Genomic DNA, 20,057 nt, shown 5'->3' on the forward strand with positions numbered 1-20,057 from the left:
TGTAGTTGTGGCGTCTGTTGTTTACCGTCCGTGCTATCGCCGAGAGCTTAAGGTGAGGATTCGTGGGCGGCGCCGGATGTGTAGAAGGTGCAAGACGCTTGGTCGTCACGCTTCTGCCTGCCGCTGCGCTCGCCGAGCACGGCTCGGCGCTACCCCGCTCCGTTCCGGTAGTGACGGCCGCTGGCCGTCTGCTTGCGCTCCTGGTGGGTGACGACCGTTGGTCGTCACGCTTCCCGGGGCTACCGGAATTTCCGCGCCACGGCCTACAGCTTGAACTCGCGCGCCGCGTTGCCGTAATAGACCTTGTCGATCACCGCGCGCGGCAGCGACAGTCCTGCCACGTCAGCCTCCAGCACCTCGATCCGCTGGCTCTCCCCGGTCGCCAGATAGCGCCAGTCCGACTGCCATACCGCGTGCGTTTCCGCCTTGAACTGCGCCGGATCCGCGCCGGGCGACTGGGTCAGGTCGGTCCCGTACAGCAGCCGGTCCTGGTAGCGGATGAAGAAATCACGCACCTTCCTGCGATCGGCACTGGACTGGTACTGCACCTGGCTCATGCGCGCAGCCAGGTCCACCGTGGCCTGCGGAAAACGATCCAGGAACGCAGCCAGCACGTCCACGTCGTACTCCAGGCTGGCCATGTGCGCACCCACCACGCGCAGCTGCGGATGGGCGGCGACGAAACGGTCGCGCACCGCCATCAGCTGGGCATGCGAGGGCTGCTCGGGGTGCAGGTACATGTGGTACTGCGGATGCTTTGCGAAGTACTCGCGATCGTTGTTGGTGGTCATCTTGTCCAGCGGCAGCCAGCAGTTGTACGGCTCGCCCTGGTGCGCGATCAGCGGCACCCCCAGCGCGCGCACGTGTTCGGCCACCGCGGACAGGCCCGGATCATCCAGCATGATCGCCCTGCCCTGCGCATCCTTTTCCACCATGCCGATGTTCTTCCACACCTTCACCGCACGCGCGCCGTCTGCCACGTCACGATCCAGTGCCGCGGTGACCTGGCCGGGCCAGCCTTCGCTGCCATAGCCCTTCATCGAGAACGTGGTGGCCCAGTAGAAGCGCCCGGGATCCTGCTGCGCCTGGGCCAGCGCGATCGCGTGCTGGTCCTGCAGGCTGGGGAAATCGGGGTAATCCACGTTGATCGAGAGCAGCCCGAAGTTGTCCGCGCGCGCCTGCTGCAGCAGCGCGGTGTCGCGGTCGTTGGCATGCACATGCGCATCGAATTTACGCACCTTGGCGAAGTCCGCCATGGCATAGGAGGGCTCAGCCGGCGCTGCTGCCGTTGTCGCATCCGGCTGTTCCAGAGGCGTCTTTTCCGGCGTGCAGGCGGTCAGGATGACCATTCCCATCACAGCACTTCCGGCCCAGCTACGCAGGTTCCACCGCATGACGCCCTCGCTGTTAGATAACGAAACTTAATCGAACCATATCGCAACAAAACGCTTGCATCAATCCAGAGCGCGTGCGCAGAATGCTAGCCATCTCCACCGGGTTGACGCTTATGCCACCGATCGGACGCCGTACCGCCCTGAAGCTGATTGCCGGAAGCGTGGCAGGCAGCATGGCCTGGAGTGCAGCCCCTTGGGTGCGCGCGGCCACTGCTGCACCCGCACCCGATGGCCGCGCAGGCGATGCCGTGCTCTCCATCGCCTTCGACAAGCGCATGCATACGCGCGTATGGCGCCACGGCAAGCCGCTCACCGGTTGGCAGCCCAGCGAAGCCCTGCTGCTGGCCAGCGGTGATGTCACCGATTTTGCGCTGGTCGAGCAGACCGCGCATGTGCTGGATGACCCCCGCCATGGGGCCGGCCGGCAGGTGGTGTTCACCGGTCGCTCGCGCGCGGCGGGCGTGGAAAAACAGGTCGCCATCAGCAGCTTCGACGCCCAGCCCGGATTGGCCCTGCTGCAGGTGCGTTACCGCAACCTCGGCGATGCGCCGCTCGAAGTGACCGGCTGGCGCAGCAGCGCGTACCAACTGGACGACGCGCCCGGTGGCTTCTGGAGCTTCTCCGGCGCCACCCACACGGATCGCCGCGACTGGGTGCAGCCACTGGCGCCGGACTTCGACCAGCGCAACACGCTGGCGATGGATTCATCCGATTATGGTGGTGGCACGCCGGTCGCCAATATCTGGCGTCGTGACGGCGGCCTGGCGGTAGGCCATGTCGAGCCAGTGCCGCGTCCGCTGGACATGCCGGTCAAGCGCACTGCAGAAGGCGCGGCCATCGCCATTGAATCGGCCACGGCGCAGACCCTCGCGCCGGGACAGGAACTGGTCACCGAACGCACCCTGCTGGCCGTGCATGAAGGCGATTTCTACGCGCCGCTGCAGCAGTACCAGGTGTTCATGCGCGGCGAAGGCATCGAAGGCCCGCGCCCGCCGGATTCGGCGTTCGCTCCCATCTGGTGCGCGTGGGGCTATGAACGTGATTTCCGCGTCGAGCAGATCTACGCCACCCTGCCCAAGGCCAGGGAACTGGGGTTTGAATGGGCCGTGCTGGATGATGGCTGGCAGACCAACGAAGGCGACTGGAAGATCGACCTGCGCAAATTCCCGCGCGGCGATGCGGACATGCGCGCGTTCACCGCCGAAGTGCGCCGGCACGGCATGCGCCCCCGCCTGTGGCTGGCACCGCTCGCAGCCGACCCCGGCAGCGACGTGCTGCACGACCACGTCGACATGCTGCTGCTGGACAAGGAAGGCGCCTTCCAGACCGTGACCTGGTGGAACGCGCTGACCCAGTGTCCGGCCTACCAGCCGACCATCGATTTCTACGTCAACCTGGTCAGGAAGGCGATCGGCGACTGGGGATTTGAAGGCATCAAACTGGATGGCCAGCACCTCAACGCCGTGGCGCCCTGCCACAACCCGGCGCACAAGCACGCCAGCCCGGACGACTCGGTCACCGGCCTGGCCACGTTCTGGAATGCGATCTACCGCGCCGCCCATGACGCCAATCCCGAGGCGGTGGTGGAGCTGTGCCCGTGCGGCACCGCCTTCGCCTTCCACAACCTGCCGGCCACCGACCAGTTCCCGTCGTCGGACCCGTTGTCATCGTGGCAGGTACGCAGCAAGGGCAAGTCGATCAAGGCGCTGATCGGCGAGCGCAGCAGCTACGCCGGCGACCACGTGGAGCTGTCCGACAACCGCGATGACTTCGCCTCGAGCGTGGGCATCGGCGCGGTGATTTCCAGCAAGTTCACCTGGCCCAAGGATACCGATCGTCCTTCGGTACCGCTGCCGCCGGGCGGCTTCGTGCTGACCGACGAACGCGAAGCCCTGTGGCGCCGCTGGGTAGGCCTGTACAACACGCACATGCTGCCCAAGGGCGAGTATCTCGGCACGTTGTATGACATCGGCTTCGACAAGCCCGAAGCCCACGCCATCCGCAAGGACGGCGCGCAGTACTACACCTTCTATGCCCCGCGCTGGGACGGCAAGGTGGAGCTGCGCGGCCTGCCCGCCGGCCGCTGGCAGGTCCGCGACCTGTTCAACGAAACCGACCTGGGCGTAGTGAATGGCGGTGCGGTCGCCAGCCTGCCCGCCCGCTTCGAACGCTTCCTGTTCCTGCAGGCCACCCGCGCCGGGAGCGCGGCATGAGCGCCGACGCGGTGTCCGTGCCGGTGGCACCGCGGCGGCGCCCGTGGCTCGGCTATGCGCTGGCTACCGTCGCGTTGTGGGGTGTCTGGGGCGCGCTGTCACCGCTGTCGGCCGCGCATGGCTTCCCGGACACGCTGGTGTACTGCGTGTGGGCGCTGACCATGCTGCCGCCGGCGCTGTACATCCTGTGGCGCGGCGGCTGGCAGCTGGAGCGTTCGCCGCGCGCGATCGGCTACGGGCTGATCATCGGCCTGCTCGGCGCGGGCGGACAGATGCTGCTGTTCCACACCCTGACCATCGGCCCGGCGTACTTCGTGTTCCCGGTGATCTCACTGTCGCCGGTGGTCACCATCGCCCTGTCCTTCCTGCTGCTGCGCGAACGCACCGGCTGGCAGGGCACGCTGGGCATCGTACTGGCACTGGTCGCGCTGCCGCTGCTGGACTTCTCCTTCGGCAGCGGTGACGCCGGCCTGGGCTGGTTCCTGCAGTCGCTGCTGATCATGCTGGCCTGGGGCCTGCAGGCTTACTTCATGAAGCTGGCCAACGACAGCGTGCGGGCCGAAAGCATCTTCGCCTACATGACCGTCGGGGCCTTGCTGCTGGCGCCGGTCGCGCTGGCGATGACCGACTTCAGCCAGCCGATCAACTGGGGACTGGATGGCCCGTGGATGACCGCCGGCATCCAGATCCTCAACGCGGTCGGCGCACTGACCCTGGTGTATGCGTTCCGCCACGGCAAGGCGATGGTGGTGGCACCGCTGAGCAATGCCGGCGCGCCGCTGGTCACCGCCGTACTGTCGCTGCTGTTTGCCAGCGTGGTGCCCGGTCCGCTGAAGACCGTCGGCCTGGTGCTGGCGCTGGTCGCCTCGCTGCTGCTGGTGCTCGAACCCGAGCGCGAACCCACGCACCGCCCCCTTTCCTGAAGGACTCCCCATGCACGCACTGCTCGACCTGGTCGCGCGGCATCGGCAGGGCCACGCCATCGGCGTGACCTCGATCTGCTCGGCCCATCCCCTCGTCATCGAAGCCAGCCTGCGCCACGCGCAGCGCAGCGGGCAGGCGCTGCTGCTGTTCGAAGCGACCTGCAACCAGGTCAACCAGGACGGTGGTTACACCGGGATGCGCCCGGCTGACTTCGTGCGCTTCGTGCACGGCATCGCCGCGCGGGTGGGTTTCGATACCGGGCGGATCCTGCTTGGCGGCGACCACCTGGGCCCGAATCCTTGGACGTCACTGGATGCCGCCGCGGCGATGGACAAGGCCGAGGTGATGGTCGGCGCGTACGTGGCAGCCGGCTTCCGCAAGATCCACCTCGACTGTTCAATGGCCTGCAAGGGCGATCCGGAACCGTTGCCCGAAGCGGAGATCGTCCGCCGCGCCGTGCGCCTGTGCCGCGCCGCCGAAGCCGCATGGGCCAGCGCAGGCGGGGAGGCACCGGTGTATGTGATCGGCACCGAGGTACCGGTCCCGGGCGGTGCGACCGAAGCCATCGAAGGCCTCGCCCTGACCACCCCGGCAGCGGCGCTGACCACCATCGAGGCGCACCGCGTGGCCTTCGCCGAAGCCGGCCTGGACGCGGCCTGGCAGCGCGTGCTGGCCTCGGTCGTGCAGCCGGGCGTGGAGTTCGACCACCACGATGTCATCGACTACGACAGCGACAAGGCGCAGCCGCTCAGCCAGGCGGTCACCGGCGTGCCGCAGCTGGTGTTCGAAGCGCATTCGACCGACTACCAGACGCGCGACGCGCTGGCGGCGCTGGTGCGCGACCACTTCGCCATCCTCAAGGTCGGCCCGGGCCTGACCTTCGCCCTGCGCGAAGCGTTGTGGGCCCTGGATGCGATCGAAGCGGAGTGGATCGACGACGACCGCCGCGCGCGCCTGCGCGAGGTGACCCTGCGCCGCATGCAGGAGTCGCCGGGCTACTGGCAGCGCTATTACCACGGCACCGGGCGGGCGCTGACCACCGACCTGCAGTACAGCCTGAGCGACCGCATCCGCTACTACTGGCCGGACCCTGCCATCGAAGCCGCGCGCGCCCGGTTGTTCGACAACCTGCGCGCCGATCCACCGCCGCTGCCGCTCGTCAGCCAATACCTTCCCCATGCCCTGCACGCAGTGCGCAACGGGACTGCCACGTTCGACCCGCAGTCCCTGGCCATGGCCCACATCAGCGCTGTCCTCGATGACTATCACCATGCATGCCAAGACCATGACCTCTCCTGACGTCCTCGGATTCCCCGAACCCCTGCTGGAGGCGAAGGGCGCGCTGTGGACGGCGCGCGAGATCGCCCAGCAGCCGGCCATGCTGCAGGCGACCCATGCGCTGGTGGCGTCGCTGGCCGAGCAGCTGCGCGCGTTCGTCGCGCCGCTGGTGGATGATCCCGGTGCACGGGTGATCCTGACCGGCGCCGGCACGTCGGCCTATATCGGCCAATGCCTGGCACCGCTGCTGGACCGCCAGCTCGCCGCCCGCGTGGACGCGGTCCCCACCACCGACATCGTGTGTGCGCCGCAGCTGTACCTGGATCCGGGCCAGCCGCTGCTGCTGGTGTCCTTCGGGCGCTCCGGCAACAGCCCGGAAAGCCTGGCCGCGGTCGAACTGGCCGAAGCGCTGGTGGGCGACATCCGCCACCTGGTGGTGACCTGCAACCCGGCCGGTGCGCTGGCACGGATCCCGGTCGCGCAGGCGATGACCCTGCTGCTGCCCGAGCAGACCCACGACACCAGCTTTGCGATGACCTCCAGCTTCAGCTGCATGATGTACGCAACGCTCGCCGCACTGTCGCCTGCGGCGGCACTGGACGCCCGCATCGCGCCGATCGCGCGTGCGACCGAAGCGGTGATCGACGGTGCCCTGCCGCTGCTGCGCACGCTGGCCGCGGCACGGAACGACCGGGTGGTGTACCTCGGCAGCGGGCTGTTGCAGGGACTGGCGCGCGAAGCGTCGCTGAAGCTGGGCGAGCTGACCAATGGCGCGGTGGTGACCTGCTTCGATTCGCCGCTGGGCTTCCGCCACGGGCCGAAGACCTTCGTCACCGACGACACGCTGGTGATCGTGTTCGTCTCCAACGATCCGTATACCCGCCGCTACGACCACGACCTGATCGACGAACTGCGCCGCGATGGCTGTGCAGCGCGGGTGGTCGAAATCAGCGCCCAGCCACGCGCCGGCGCGCTGGATGACACCCTGGCCGTGCCCGGACTGGAACGCGCCGAAGACGTGGACCTGTTGTGGCCGTACGTGGCCGCCGCACAGATCTACGCGTTGCTGCATTCACTGGAGCGCGGGGTGACCCCGGACAATCCGAACCCGGCCGGCATCGTCAACCGCGTGGTACAGGGCGTGCAGCTGTACGCGCTGGACGCATGACCGCCGCGCTCTACCTGGGCGTGGACGGCGGTGGCACCAAGACCCGGTTCGCGCTGATCGATGCCCAGGCCGGACTGCTTGCCGAAGCGCAGCTGGGCACCACCTACCATCCCCAGGTCGGACTGGACGGGGTGCGCGAGATTCTGCGTGCAGGCATCGACACGGCGCTGGCGCAGGTGCAGGCGCGCGCGAGCGACATCCGCCACGCCTTCTTCGGCCTGCCTGCGTACGGCGAAGACAGCCGCGCCACCGCCCTGCTGCAGGCGATTCCCGGACAGGTACTGGGGCACGCGCGCTATGCCTGCGACAACGACATGGTGTGCGGCTGGGCCGGTTCGCTGGCCTGCGCCGATGGCATCAACATCATCGCCGGTACCGGTTCGATGGGCTACGGCCGACGCGCTGATGCGTCGGCGCGTGCGGGTGGCTGGGGCGAGGCGTTTTCCGATGAAGGGTCGGCGTACTGGATTGCCGTGCAGGGCTTGAACGCGTTCTCGCGGATGAGCGATGGACGGCTGCCGCGCGGTCCGCTGCACGCGATCCTGCGCGAACACTTCACGCTGGGCGAGCACGACCTGGACATCTGCGCGCATGTGTATGGCGAAGGCCATGGCTCGCGCGGCGAACTGGCCCAGCTGTCACCGCTGGTATCGCAGGCCGCGCTGGCAGGCGATACGGTGGCGGCGTCGATCTTCGAGCGTGCGGGGCAGGAACTGGCGGCCATCGGCGAGGCCTTGCGGGTCACGCTGGGCTTCCAGCCCGGTGAGCCGGTGCCGCTGTCATGGTCCGGCGGGGCCTTCAGCGCAGGCGACGCGTTGATGCGCCCCTTCGCCGCCGCGCTGCACGCGGCGAGCCCGGACTTCGTGCTGCGCGCGCCCCTGCATGCGCCGCATTACGGCGCCGCGTTGTACGCGCGCCTGCTGGCGCGCTGACGCCGCAGACGGACACTGGTAGCGCCGAGCCATGCCCGGCGAGCGCAGCGGAAGGCAACAGCGTGACGACCAACGGTCGTCACCCACCAACGGTTGGGCATCACCCACCAACGGTTGGGCGTCGCCTACCAACGGTTGGGCATCACCCGCCAACGGCAGGAGCTGACGGCCAGCGGCCGTCACTACCCAGCCCTGCGCGATCCCATTCCCACTGCGTTGACACGACCCCACGTTATGGTCGAATGGCTTGCGAGCGCCCTGAACGCCTTCCCCCACAGGAGACACCAGTGAACTCACGTCGTCAGTTTCTTTCCCTCGCCGCGGCCAGCGCCGCAATGATGGCCGCGTCCCCGCTGTTTGCCCAGTCGCCCGCACCGGGCAGCGTGCTGCCGACCCGCGGCACGCCGCGCACCGGCAAAAAACCGGCTACCCAGACACCGCCCAAGGGCAGCCGCTACCGTCCGCCGACCCGGCTGGGACTGGGCGGCGCACCGCTCGGCGGCAGCCTGGGACCGACCACCCGCGAAGCGGCCGATGCCACCATGGCCGCAGCGTGGGCGGCAGGCGTGCGGCTGTTCGACACCTCACCCTGGTACGGGCTGGGACTCAGCGAACGCCGGATGGGCCACGAACTGCATACCCATCCGGCCGATGCCTACACGCTGAGCACCAAGGTGGGTCGCCTGCTGACCGGTACCGCCGGTCCGCTGCAGAAAACCAATTGGCACGACCCCGCGCCGTTCCGCTATCGCTACGACTATTCCGCCGACGGGGCGCGGCGCTCGGTCGAAGACAGCCTGAACCGGCTGGGTGTCTCGCAACTGGACATCGTCTACATCCACGACCTGTCCCCGGAAAACGAAAAAGATCTCGGCATGCCATGGGAGCAGCGTTTTGCCGAAGCCCTGCGTGGCGCCATGCCCGAACTGACCAGGATGCGTGAAGAAGGCCTGATCAAGGGCTGGGGATTTGGCGTGAACCGGCCGCAGCCGGCGCTGCGTGCAGTGGCCGAAGCCGATCCGGACATCATGCTGCTGGCCTGCCAGTACTCGCTGCTGGATCACGAAACCGCCCTGCACGACACCTTCCCCAAGCTGGCGGAAAAAGGCGTGTCGGTGATGGTCGGCTCGCCGCTGCTGGCCGGTTACCTCACCGGCCGCGAGCGCTATCTGTATGGCAGTCCGATCCCGGAATGGGCGCCGGCCAAACGGGCGAAGATCGCCGAAGTCTGCCAGCGCCATGGCATCGATATCCGCACCGCCGCACTGCAGTTCGCCGATGCCCCGGACGTGGTGTCGTCGATCATCCCCGGCGCGCGTACACCAGAGCAGGTACGCGCGAACGTGGAGTCGATGGCCATCGCGATACCGGCCGACTTCTGGGCTGAGCTGAAGCAGCTCAAGCTGATCGCGGCGGACGCCCCGGTACCGGCCTGAGCGGCGCTTCGTTCAGTGCGGGCTGGCCGTGGGCCGGATGACGATCTCGCTGGTGTCCACATCAGCCGGCTGCGCGATGGCGAACGCGATCGCACGCGCCACCGCCTCCGCTGGAATGGCGGTGGCGCGGAAGCTGCGCATCGCTTCGCGCCCCTGCGTATCGGAAATGCTCTCGGCCAGTTCGGAGGTCGTGACGCCCGGGCTGATGGTGGTCACGCGGATCGATGGACTCTCCTGGCGCAGGCCCTCGGAGATCGCCCATACCGCGTACTTGGTGGCGCAGTAGACCGCCGCGGTAGGTGACACTGCATGCGCGCCGATCGAGGCGAGGTTGATCACCTGACCGTGGCCCTGCGCCTGCATCTGCGGCAGCACCGCGGCGATACCGTGCAGCACGCCACGGATATTGACGTCGATCATCCGGTCCCACTCGTCTACTTTCAACGCGGCCAGCGGCGACAGCGGCATCACGCCCGCATTGTTGATGATCACGTCGACCCGTCCGTACGCGGCCACGGTGCGATCGATGAGGTCCTGGACCTGTTCGCGCACGCTGACATCCAGCGCGTGCGCGACGGCAGCGCCGCCGTCGGCCTGGATGTCGGCAACCAGCTGCTGCAGGCGGTCGATGCGGCGTGCGCCCAGCACCACGGTGGCGCCACTACGCGCGAGCAGGCGTGCGGTGGCTGCGCCGATGCCACTGCTGGCACCGGTGATGACGATGATCTTGTCCTGGATGAGGCTCATGGCAGGCTCCTGGAAGCGGTCTGTTCGAAGGAGCTGCCAGCCTACGAAGGTGCCGCTGTCCGCGGTATTACCCGCCCGCTGGACAGAATGGTTACCATCCCTAACCAATGGACACCGACCTCAACCTGCTGCGTCTGTTCCTGGCCGTGGCCGAAGGCCACAACTTCCGCGTGGCGGCTGATCGCCTGGGGGTGACCCGCTCTGCGGTAAGCCAGGGCATCCGACGCCTGGAAGACAGCCTGGGCATCGCGCTGGTGCAGCGCTCCACCCGCAGCGTGCGCTTGACCGAAGCCGGCGAACAGCTGCACCGCCAGATTGCCGGCCCGCTGCGCGTGGTCAGCGCGGCCATCGAAGACACCGCCAGCGACGGCCAGCCGCACGGCCTGCTGCGGGTCGCGGTGACCTCCATCGCCGAGCGCTTCCTGTCCGGCCCGTTGATCGCCACCTTCCTGCATCAGTACCCGGGCATCACCCTGGATGTCACCGTCACCGATGACGAGTCGGACATCGTGGCGGCCGGCTTCGATGCCGGCGTGCGGCTGGGACAGGTGATAGAACAGGACATGGTGGCGATTGCGCTGACCGGACCGCAGCGCGAAGTGGTGGTGGCCACGCCGGCCTACCTGGCCGAGCACGGCATTCCGGCCCATCCGCGTGAGCTTGCAGCGCACCGCTGCATCGGCTGGCGCCCCTCGCCGGAGGTGGCACCGTATCGCTGGGAATTCGTTGAAGACGGACGCGGATTCGACGTGACCGTGGCACCGCAGCTGACCACCAATGACATGCTGCTGATGGTGCGCTCCGCGCTGGCCGGCGGCGGCATCACCTTCGGCATGCAGGAAACCTTCGCCCCCTACCTGGAACGGGGCGAACTGGTCACGATGCTGGACGCGTTCCTGCCGCCCTTCCCGGGCTTTTTCCTTTACTTCCCCAACCGGCACAACCAGCCGGCCAAGCTGCGCGCACTGATCGAGCACGTGCGCGCGCACGCGCCATGATCAGCGGAAGAACTGGCTCGGGCTGAGCCCGAAGCGCTTCTTGAACATGCTGGAAAACGCGCTGGGGCTGTCATAACCGAGTGCCAGCGCCACGTCGATGACCTTGCGCCCCTGTGCCAGTTGTTCCAGTGCATGCAGCAGGCGGGTCTGCTGCCGCCACTGGCCGAACGTCATCCCGAGTTCGCGCGCGCACAGGCGCTGGAGGGTCTTGACGTCCACCTGCAGCCGGGTGGCCCAGTCGTGCAGGGTCGAGCCATCGTGTGGACGCCGCTGCCATTGCCGCGCGATCCGTCGCAGTCGCGGATCGCTCGGGTCAGGCAGGTGCAGCGGCAACACCGGCAGTGCCTGCAGTTCATCCAGGATGAGGTGCATCAGCCGGCCATCGCGCGATCGGGGATCGTAAGGCTGTGGCACTTCGACCGCTGCATGGATCAGCGCGGCCAGCAACGGCGTTATGGACACGGTGGACGCCTCGGCGGGCGCGGTTGGCATCGACTGCGGCGCGATGTACAGGCTGCGCATGCGCACTGTGCCCAGGCAGTCCACGCGGTGGCCCATGCCGGCCGGCATCCAGATGGCGCGCGTGCTCGGCACCACCCAGCGGCCGCTGCCGGCGTGCACCACCAGCACGCCGCTTTCGGCGTAGACCAGCTGGTGCCGGTCGGGATGGTGATGCAATGGAATGACGGTATCGGTCGGGTAGTCGCGCGCGCGGCAGTACACCGCCGTGGCGGGGCTTGCCGGCAGCGGTCGACCCTGGCCTGCGGGGCCAGGCATGTCCTTTTCTCGATGATGCGTGACCATATCGCGCGGGATGGACTCTGCGGGCGACTTTACCATGCGCCTCTCTTCGGCCACCGCTGTGCGAATCCCCATGTCCAGCACCACTCCTGACCTGTCTCCCACTGCAGGCGCAGCGCGCCGTCCGCTGGTCGGCGGCGTGCTCGCCGCAATCACCGGCTCACACCTGGTCAATGACATGATGCAGTCGCTGATCCTGGCGCTGTATCCGATCCTGAAGGGCCAGTTCCAGCTCAGCTTCACCCAGATCGGCCTGATCACGCTGACCTACCAGCTCACCGCTTCGCTGTTCCAGCCGCTGATCGGCCTGCGCACCGATCGCCGCCCCGCCCCTTACTCGCTGCCCTTCGGCATGGGCTCCACGCTGTGCGGCCTGTTGCTGCTCGCCTATGCCCCCACTTTCGGCCTGGTACTGGTGGCGGCAATGCTGGTGGGCATCGGTTCGGCGATCTTCCATCCCGAATCCTCGCGCATCGCGCGGCTGGCCTCGGGGGGCCGGCATGGCCTCTCGCAGTCGGTGTTCCAGGTCGGCGGCAACACCGGTACCGCGATCGGCCCGCTGCTGGCTGCAGCGGTGATCGTACCCAACGGCCGCACCAGCGTGGCCTGGTTTGCCGGCGCGGCGCTGATCGGCATCGCCCTGCTGACCTATGTCAGCCGCTGGTACCGGGCGCACCTGGCCCACGTGGCGGTCTCCAGGGCGTCACCTGCGCCGGTGCGCCCGGCAACAGCCTCGGCGGACTGCGTGGCAGTGCCCGGGAAAGTGGGTTGGATCATCGCGGTGCTGCTGGTCCTGATCTTCAGCAAGTACTTCTACATTGCCGGGCTGAGCAGCTACTACACCTTCTTCCTGATCCAGAAATTCGGCGTGTCCGTGCAGAGCGCGCAGATGCACCTGTTTGCCTTCCTGCTCGCCTCCGCGGCGGGCACGTTGATCGGCGGTCCGGTCGGCGACCGCATCGGCCGCAAGCCGGTGATCTGGGCGTCGATCCTGGGCGTGGCGCCGTTTGCGCTCGCACTGCCCTACGTGGACCTGGCGTGGACCGGGCTGCTCGCGGTGATCATCGGCTTCGTGCTGTCCTCGGCGTTCTCGGCCATCCTGGTGTATGCGCAGGAACTGATGCCGCACCGCATCGGCACGGTGTCCGGACTGTTCTTCGGCTTCGCCTTCGGCATGGGCGGACTGGGTGCGGCGGTACTGGGGGTGTTGGCCGACCACAGCAGCATCGTGCAGGTTTACCAGCTGGTTTCCTTCCTGCCACTGCTGGGCATCGTGGCAGCGCTGCTACCGAACCGGCGATAGCGCCGACCCATGGTCGGCGAGCGCAGCGGGCCGTGCACGGACGGATCCCGCCGAGCGTGGCTCGGCGCTACCAGGTTCATCCCTGCGCATCGGGGTCACGGTAGCGCCGACCCATGGTCGGCGAGGGCAGCGGGCCGTGCGCGGTGGGATTCCGCCGAGCGTGGCTCGGCGCTACCAGGCTCATCCCTGCGCATCGGGGTCACGGCAGCGGGCCGCGTAGGCTCACCCCTGCGGTACGCGGACCATCTTCGTCAGCAGGTGCTCCACCACACCCGCCGGGTCTGCCGTGCGACCAACATGCGTGCTCGACATCTGCACCACCGAACTGCGTTTGGCGGTGAGGAAATGGAAGCGCGCACGCGCCGGCAACTGTGCGATCGGGCCGGCGCCGGCGTCCCCGCGGCAGATCGCCACGATGGCATCCAGCCACGGCCGCAATGCGTCCAGGTCCAGGCTGGGGGCAAACGCGTGCAGGCGCGCCGGATCGATTTCGATCGCCGCTTCCAGGTGCCTGGCACCCGGGCAGGAAACGATGACCCCGACGTTGATGAACTCTTCGCGCTCGACCCGGGGAACGACCCGGATCACCGCGTAGTCATACGTATGCAGCGTGGGCACGGACGGCCTCCTGGACGAAGGCCGCGCGCACGCGCAGGCGATGGATGAAGTAGTCGACATAGGCCTGACGGTAGGCGGCCGGCGTTTCAAACGCAGGCTCGCCGACCAGCCAGGCGTCCGGCACCAGGCCGACGATGCGTTCGATTTCGTGATCCGGCAGGCGCGCTGCCAGTTCGGCATCGACCTCGGCGATCCGGCTGGCGAACGGCAGCAGGACGTGGTCGCGTATCAGCACGAACGGCCTCTCGCAGGCCTGCCCGGCCGTAGCCCAGTCGTGATGGAAGTACATCGCCGCACCGTGGTCGATCAGGTACAGCCTGCGGTGCCAGACCATCAGGTTGGGGTTGCGCGCGGTACGGTCCACGTTGCTGGTCAGCGCATCGAACCAGACGATGCGCGAGGCCAGCTCTGCATCCACCGGCATCGCGGCCGGGTCGTAGTTGATCGCGCCGGGCAGGTAATCACTGCCCAGGTTGAGGCCTTCGCTGGCGCGGATGAGTTCCTGGATCTCCGGATCAGGCTCGGTACGCGCGAACTCGGCATCCAGTTCGACGAACACGATATCCGGCAGCGGCAACTGCAGCGTGCGCGCCATTTCCCCGGCGATCAGCTCGGCGATCAGCGCCTTCGGCCCCTGCCCCGCACCCCGGAACTTGAGCACGACCATGCCGTCATCGTCGGTTTCGACGATGGCCGGCAACGACCCTCCTTCGCGGAGCGGAGTGACATAGCGCAGAGCGTGCACGGTACGCACAGGGAATTCCTTCAACAGCGGATCGCAAGATTACCGCGTCGCGCAGCGCGCTGCGCATGCACGGCCGTCCTGCCCGGGCCCCCCGCTGTCCGCGTCGAGCAAGCTCGACACTACCGCTCGCTCTTGTCGGGCAACGCGTACGCCAGCAGGTAATCGCCCTTCGGGGTCTGCAGGCGATGGTCGCCGCCGGCCATGACCACCAGGTAGTGCCGACCCTGGTGCGCATGGACCATCGGAGTGGCCTGTCCGCCGGCCGGCAGTTCCGCGCGCCACAGCTCCCTGCCGGTTTCCAGATCGATCGCGCGCAGCAGGTCGTCGGTGGTGGCAGCAATGAACACCAGTCCGCTGGCGGTGATGACAGCCCCGCCTTGGTTGGGCACACCGATTTCAACCGGCAGGCCGGCCCGCAACCCGAAGGGCGCGAGGCCGCGCGCGCGTCCAAACGGACGATCCCACAGGGTCGCGCCGGTGCGCAGATCGATTGCGCGGATACCGCCGTACGGGGGCTGCCTGCAAGGAAGGCGGGTCAGTGGCAGGCGCCAGCCGTCGGCCGGGTTGATCGGATGCAGCGAGGCCAACAGCCCCTCGCCACCGGCAGCGTAATCGGGCATGTCGTTGTAGTTGGCCACGATCACCCCGCGCCGGGGGTCCACCGCCACCCCGCCCCAGTCCCAACCGCCGTTGTGGCCTGGATACTGGATGGACGCATGGCCATTGCCCGGCGGCGTGGACGCGCCATCCTGCTGGGCCAGGCGGAACTGGATCCGGCACGCCAGCTGGTCGATGGGCGTGATGCCCCACATGTCGCGCTCGGTGAGCGTCGCCCGACGCAGCGAATGCAACCGCGCGCGCAGGGCGCCGCCCGCTTCCGCGGCAACCAGCGGCGCGCCGCTGCGGCGGTCCAGCACATACAGATCGCCCTGCCGCGTGGGCAGCAGGATCGCCGGGACCTTGCCGGCCGGCGTGGGGTAATCCACCAGCGTGAGCTGCGCACGGAGGTCGTCGTCGGCCCCGTCGTTGTGCACGGGTTGAAAACTCCAGGCCGGCTTGCCGGTGGTCACGTCGATGGCCACCAATGCGTTGGCGTGACGTTGCCGGGCGGCGTCGTGCAGCCCGTTCCCCTGGCCTGGGGCCGCGCTGCCCAGCGGCACGTAGACCAGCCCCAGCGCATCGTCTGCGGTCGGGGTGGTCAGCAGGGTCGGCGTGCCACGCGTGTAGGCCTGCCCCAGTGGCGGCGCACCCGCGCGATCCGGCTGCTGCATGTCCCAGGCCCAGCGCAGCTTGCCGGTGATGACATCGAAGCCCTGGATCACCCCGGACGCTGCCTCCTGCCGTTGCGCGCTCCGCACCTGGTGCCCGGTCACGATGACGCCGCGCACGATCGCCGGGGGCGCGCTGATCGACACGTCGCCGGCCACAACGGCGCCCATGCCGACCGTGATGTCGACCTGGCCGTTGTTGCCGAAGCCACGGCACGCCGCGCCGCTCGCTGCATCCACCGCGATCAACCGTCCATCCAGGGTGCCTTCGATGATGCGTGCCGCACACGCAGCGCGCGCGGTCCGCGCCGCGGCAGCGGCAGGCCCGGCAGTGCCGAGGGCAAGGCAAGGTCGGCCGCTACATCGGCCAGCAGCGGATCCAGCGACGGCTCGTCCGGGGTCTCGTAATAAGCCACACCGCGACAGGCCGCGGTGTGCGTGATGGCGGCCTCCCTGACCTTCGGATCGAAGCGCCAGCGTGCAGTGCCGGTCGCTGCATCCAGGGCGATCAACTGGTTGCGCGCACTACAAAGGTAAAGGCTGTCGCCGATCTTCAACGGCGTGGTCTGCGCGCCCCAGCGCCGCCGCGGCAGGTCGCCGGTGCGGAACACCCAGGCCGGCTGCAGCGTTGCGACATTGTCTGCGGTGATCCCCCGCGACGGACTGAAGCGCGTGCCTGCATTGCTGCGCCCCCATGCCGGCCAGTCCCCGTCGGCGGGGCGATCGGCGGCCTGCAGCGGCGCCTCTTCGGTCGGTGCCAGGCCGGCGGCGACCAGCGGCTGCGGGAAACCCGGCCGCGCGCGGGTCACCCCGTGCGGAACGAAGGCGAGGCTGAAAGCCGCAACGAAAAGCAGGGCCAGTGCCGCCGCGGTACTGCGTGCAATGCGCTTTGGCACGGGGCGCTGCAGGGTTGATGAAAGCAACGCGACCAGTACCGCCAGCGCGCTCACCAGCCCCAGCCGCGGCACCCAGCGCCAGTAGCTGCCGCCGGACTCCCACCAGGTCCACGCCACGGTGCCGATGTATACCAGCGCGAACAGCTGCGCGCCGCTGCGGAGGTTGCGCCACAGCAGTGCACCACTGGCCAGCAGGCCCACTCCGGCGAGCACGTAATACCAGGAACCGCCGAGCTGCAGCAGCCAGCCGCCGCCTGCTGCCAGCACCGCGCCGAGCGCGATCAGCAGCAGGGCCAGCACGCTGACCAGCGGATGCCGCGCAGGCGCTGGCGCCGGTGCGACTTCGGAATCGGAAGATGCGGACATCGACGGCTCCCAGGCTGACGCGCGTGCCCCCCAGCCGCCTTATCCCATCGTTGACGTGAACGTCATGCGATCTTTGCACCCGCCTAACGAAAAACGCCGGCATGGGGCCGGCGTCTTCCGTTGACCACACAGAGCGCGATCAGTCCTGCGACGGCGTGTCGTCCGTTGCGGCCGGGGCAGCAGCGGCCGGCTCGATCGCCGCGGCGTCGACCACCACGTCCTGCTCCTCATCGGCTTCGATGAAGGCATCCATCCGCTCCACCGCCTGCAGCTTCTCTTCCTTGGACAGGCGGATCAGGGTGACACCCTGGGTGTTGCGGCCGACCCGGCTGATTTCCGATCCACGGGTGCGCACCAGGGTGCCACCGTCGGAGATCAGCAGCACTTCGTCGGCCGGTCCCATCAGCACCGCAGCGACCAGCTTGCCGTTGCGCTCGGTGGTCTGGATGCCGATCACGCCCTGCGTGCCACGTCCCTTGCGCGGATACTCCGGCAGCGGGGTGCGCTTGCCGTAGCCGTTCTCGGTCGCGGTCAGGATGAACTTCATGCCCGCCTCGTCACCGACGTCGACCACGGCATCGCCGTTCTCCACGCTGGTGTCGTCGACGCTCGCATCATCCTCGTTCTCGTCCTCGATCCCGCCGGCGCTTTCGGCGACGATCAGGCTGACCACTTCTTCGCCCTTGGCCATCTTGATGCCGCGCACGCCAGTGGCGGTACGGCCCATCGAACGGACCTTGTCTTCGCCGAAGCGCACGGTCTTGCCGTTGGAGGCGAACAGCAGGATGTCCTGCGCACCGTCGGTCAGGCCGACGCCCACCAGGGCATCGCCATCGTCCAGGTTGATGGCGATCTTGCCTCGCGCCAGGCGGAAGGCGAACTCACCCAGCGGGGTCTTCTTGACCGTGCCGTTGCGGGTGGCGAAGAACACGAACTGCCCTTCTGCATACTCGCGCACCGGCAGCACCGCCTGCACCCGCTCGCCCGGTTCCAGCGGAATCCAGTTGATGATCGGGCGCCCGCGCGCATTGGAACCGGCTTCGGGCAACTGGTGCACCGGCAGCCAGAACACCTTGCCGGCACTGGTGAAGGTCAGCAGCGTGTCATGCGTGTTGACCAGCCACAGCTGCTCGATGAAATCCTCTTCCTTGGTCGATGCCGCACTGCGGCCACGACCGCCCCGACGCTGCGCGCGGTACGCGCTGACCGGCTGGCGCTTGGCATAGCCGGAATGCGAAAGGGTGACCACCACGTCTTCCGGGGCGATCAGGTCGAGGATGTCCAGGTCTTCTTCGCTGTGGCGGATTTCGGTGCGACGTGCATCGCCGAATTCCTCACGGACGTTGATCAGCTCCTCGCGGATCACTTCGAGCAGGCGGTCCGGGTTTTCCAGGATATGGATCAGCCCGGCGATGACTTCCAGCAGCTGCTTGTATTCGTCGGTCAGCCTGTCCTGCTCCAGCCCGGTCAGGCGGTGCAGGCGCATTTCCAGGATCTGCGTGGCCTGCACTTCGGTCAGCTGGTAGCCGCCTTCGACCAGGCCCACGCCCTTGGGCAGGTCTTCCGGACGCGACGCTTCGGCACCGGCGGCACCGAGCAGCGAACCGACCAGGCCCGGATCCCACACGCGCGTCAGCATGCGCTCGCGGGCTTCGTTCGGGTTGGCCGAGCTCTTGATCAGCTCGATCATCTCATCGATGTTGGCCAGCGCGACGGTCAGGCCTTCCAGCACGTGGGCACGGGCGCGCGCCTTGCGCAGCTCGAACACGGTGCGGCGGGTGACCACTTCGCGACGGTGGCGGACGAAGGCCTCCAGCATCTGCTTGAGGTTCAACAACTGCGGGCGGCCATCGACCAGCGCCACCATGTTGATGCCGAACACCGACTCCATCTGGGTCTGCTGGTAGAGGTTGTTGAGCACAACTTCCGCCGACTCGCCGCGCTTGATTTCGATGTAGATGCGCATGCCGTCCTTGTCGGACTCATCGCGCAGTTCGCTGATGCCCTCGAGCTTCTTTTCCTTGACCAGCTCGGCGATCTTCTCGATCAGGCGCGCCTTGTTCACCTGGTACGGAATTTCGGTGACGATGATCGACTCGCGGCCGTTGTCGGCCACTTCAACGTCCGCCTTGGCACGGATGCGCACGCGGCCACGGCCGGTACGGTAACCGGCGATGATGCCGGCGGTGCCGTTGATGATGCCCGCGGTCGGGAAATCAGGACCCGGGATGTACTCCATCAGGCCATCGACATCGATCTGCGGATTATCGATCAGCGCGATGCAGGCGTTGATCGATTCGGTCAGGTTGTGCGGCGGGATGTTGGTCGCCATGCCCACCGCGATACCGGCCGAACCGTTGACCAGCAGGTTCGGGAACCGGGTCGGCATGACCGTCGGCTCGCTTTCCTTTTCGTCATAGTTCAGCTGGAAATCGACGGTTTCCTTGTCGATGTCGGCCATCAGCTCATGCGCGAGGCGCGACATGCGCGCTTCGGTGTAACGCATGGCCGCAGCGGAGTCGCCATCGACGGAACCGAAGTTACCCTGGCCATCGACCAGCATGTAGCGCAGCGCGAAGGGCTGCGCCAGACGGACCAGGGTGTCATACACCGACTGATCGCCATGCGGGTGGTACTTGCCGATGACGTCGCCGACGATACGCGCCGACTTGAAATAAGGCTTGTTGGCATGTGCATTGAGCTCGCTCATCGCGAACAGCACACGGCGATGCACAGGCTTGAGGCCGTCGCGCGCATCAGGCAACGCGCGTCCCACGATCACGCTCATCGCGTAATCGAGGTAACTCTTGCGCATCTCGTCTTCCAGGTTGACCTGGATGATTTCCTTGGCGGATTCTGCCATTCGGGTTCCGTTGTCTGGTAGCGGTCCAGTCCGTCGCGCCACTCCCCTTTCAGGGCGGCAGCGGCGGAATCTCGATTAACTGACCGAGTCTACCACAACAGGGGAAT

At 67.6% G+C, this 20,057-nt stretch carries 14 protein-coding genes and 1 pseudogene; 8 read left to right on the forward strand and 7 right to left on the reverse strand.

What is annotated here, in order from left to right; translation table 11 throughout:
• Positions 1–263: 263 nt before the first annotated feature.
• Positions 264–1,355, reverse strand: coding sequence for an amidohydrolase family protein (locus ABB28_RS10485; RefSeq protein ID WP_152983452.1), 1,092 nt, complete (start codon positions 1,353–1,355; stop codon positions 264–266).
• Positions 1,356–1,507: 152 nt separating this feature from the next.
• Between ABB28_RS10485 and ABB28_RS10490 the strand changes: the two genes are divergently transcribed.
• The 6 genes from ABB28_RS10490 to ABB28_RS10515 all read left to right on the forward strand — a co-directional run bounded on the left by ABB28_RS10490 (position 1,508) and on the right by ABB28_RS10515 (position 9,345).
• Positions 1,508–3,607, forward strand: a complete 2,100-nt coding sequence (locus ABB28_RS10490; protein WP_057508583.1) for a glycoside hydrolase family 36 protein — start codon at positions 1,508–1,510, stop codon at positions 3,605–3,607.
• A complete protein-coding gene (locus ABB28_RS10495) occupies positions 3,604–4,530 on the forward strand; it encodes a DMT family transporter (protein ID WP_057508584.1) in 927 nt (308 codons plus the stop codon). Before ABB28_RS10490 ends, ABB28_RS10495 begins: the two co-directional genes overlap by 4 nt.
• Before the next feature lie 10 nt (positions 4,531–4,540).
• Positions 4,541–5,830, forward strand: a complete 1,290-nt coding sequence (locus ABB28_RS10500) for a D-tagatose-bisphosphate aldolase, class II, non-catalytic subunit (protein ID WP_057508585.1) — start codon at positions 4,541–4,543, stop codon at positions 5,828–5,830.
• A complete protein-coding gene (locus ABB28_RS10505) occupies positions 5,817–6,977 on the forward strand; it encodes an SIS domain-containing protein (protein WP_057508604.1) in 1,161 nt (386 codons plus the stop codon). Before ABB28_RS10500 ends, ABB28_RS10505 begins: the two co-directional genes overlap by 14 nt.
• Positions 6,974–7,909: an N-acetylglucosamine kinase gene (locus ABB28_RS10510; RefSeq protein ID WP_057508586.1), complete on the forward strand. Its 936-nt coding sequence runs from the start codon at positions 6,974–6,976 to the stop codon at positions 7,907–7,909. Before ABB28_RS10505 ends, ABB28_RS10510 begins: the two co-directional genes overlap by 4 nt.
• A 287-nt stretch (positions 7,910–8,196) precedes the next feature.
• Positions 8,197–9,345, forward strand: coding sequence for an aldo/keto reductase (locus ABB28_RS10515; protein WP_057508587.1), 1,149 nt, complete (start codon positions 8,197–8,199; stop codon positions 9,343–9,345).
• Positions 9,346–9,357: 12 nt separating this feature from the next.
• Here the strand turns inward: ABB28_RS10515 and ABB28_RS10520 are convergent, their stop codons facing one another.
• Entirely contained in the window at positions 9,358–10,092 is a 735-nt protein-coding gene (locus ABB28_RS10520; protein WP_057508588.1) for an SDR family oxidoreductase, read from the reverse strand.
• Positions 10,093–10,199: 107 nt separating this feature from the next.
• On the opposite strand from ABB28_RS10520, the gene ABB28_RS10525 reads away from it, so the two are divergent.
• Positions 10,200–11,090, forward strand: coding sequence for a LysR family transcriptional regulator (locus tag ABB28_RS10525; protein ID WP_057508589.1), 891 nt, complete (start codon positions 10,200–10,202; stop codon positions 11,088–11,090).
• Here ABB28_RS10525 and ABB28_RS10530 read toward each other — a convergent pair whose 3' ends face one another.
• The gene (locus ABB28_RS10530) at positions 11,091–11,867 is read right to left on the reverse strand and encodes an AraC family transcriptional regulator (RefSeq protein WP_057508590.1); all 777 of its coding nucleotides are present in this window, start codon (positions 11,865–11,867) and stop codon (positions 11,091–11,093) included. It abuts the gene before it with no gap.
• A gap of 97 nt (positions 11,868–11,964) precedes the next feature.
• On the opposite strand from ABB28_RS10530, the gene ABB28_RS10535 reads away from it, so the two are divergent.
• The gene (locus tag ABB28_RS10535; protein WP_057508591.1) at positions 11,965–13,194 is read left to right on the forward strand and encodes an MFS transporter; all 1,230 of its coding nucleotides are present in this window, start codon (positions 11,965–11,967) and stop codon (positions 13,192–13,194) included.
• 222 nt (positions 13,195–13,416) lie between these two features.
• On the opposite strand, the gene ABB28_RS10540 is transcribed toward ABB28_RS10535, so the two are convergent.
• The 4 genes and pseudogenes from ABB28_RS10540 to gyrA all read right to left on the reverse strand — a co-directional run bounded on the left by ABB28_RS10540 (position 13,417) and on the right by gyrA (position 19,950).
• Positions 13,417–13,812 carry a DUF3037 domain-containing protein gene (locus ABB28_RS10540; protein ID WP_057508592.1) on the reverse strand — a complete coding sequence of 132 codons (396 nt, stop codon included), beginning with the start codon at positions 13,810–13,812 and terminating at the stop codon, positions 13,417–13,419.
• Positions 13,790–14,566, reverse strand: a complete 777-nt coding sequence (locus ABB28_RS10545; protein WP_057508593.1) for a HipA family kinase — start codon at positions 14,564–14,566, stop codon at positions 13,790–13,792. Before ABB28_RS10545 ends, ABB28_RS10540 begins: the two co-directional genes overlap by 23 nt.
• A 110-nt stretch (positions 14,567–14,676) precedes the next feature.
• Positions 14,677–17,087 (reverse strand): annotated as a pseudogene (locus tag ABB28_RS10550) (outer membrane protein assembly factor BamB family protein).
• Positions 17,088–17,226: 139 nt separating this feature from the next.
• Positions 17,227–19,950, reverse strand: a complete 2,724-nt coding sequence (gene gyrA / locus ABB28_RS10555) for a DNA gyrase subunit A (protein ID WP_057508594.1) — start codon at positions 19,948–19,950, stop codon at positions 17,227–17,229.
• Positions 19,951–20,057: the final 107 nt, after the last annotated feature.

The organism is Stenotrophomonas chelatiphaga, from assembly GCF_001431535.1.
Lineage (GTDB): Bacteria > Pseudomonadota > Gammaproteobacteria > Xanthomonadales > Xanthomonadaceae > Stenotrophomonas > Stenotrophomonas chelatiphaga.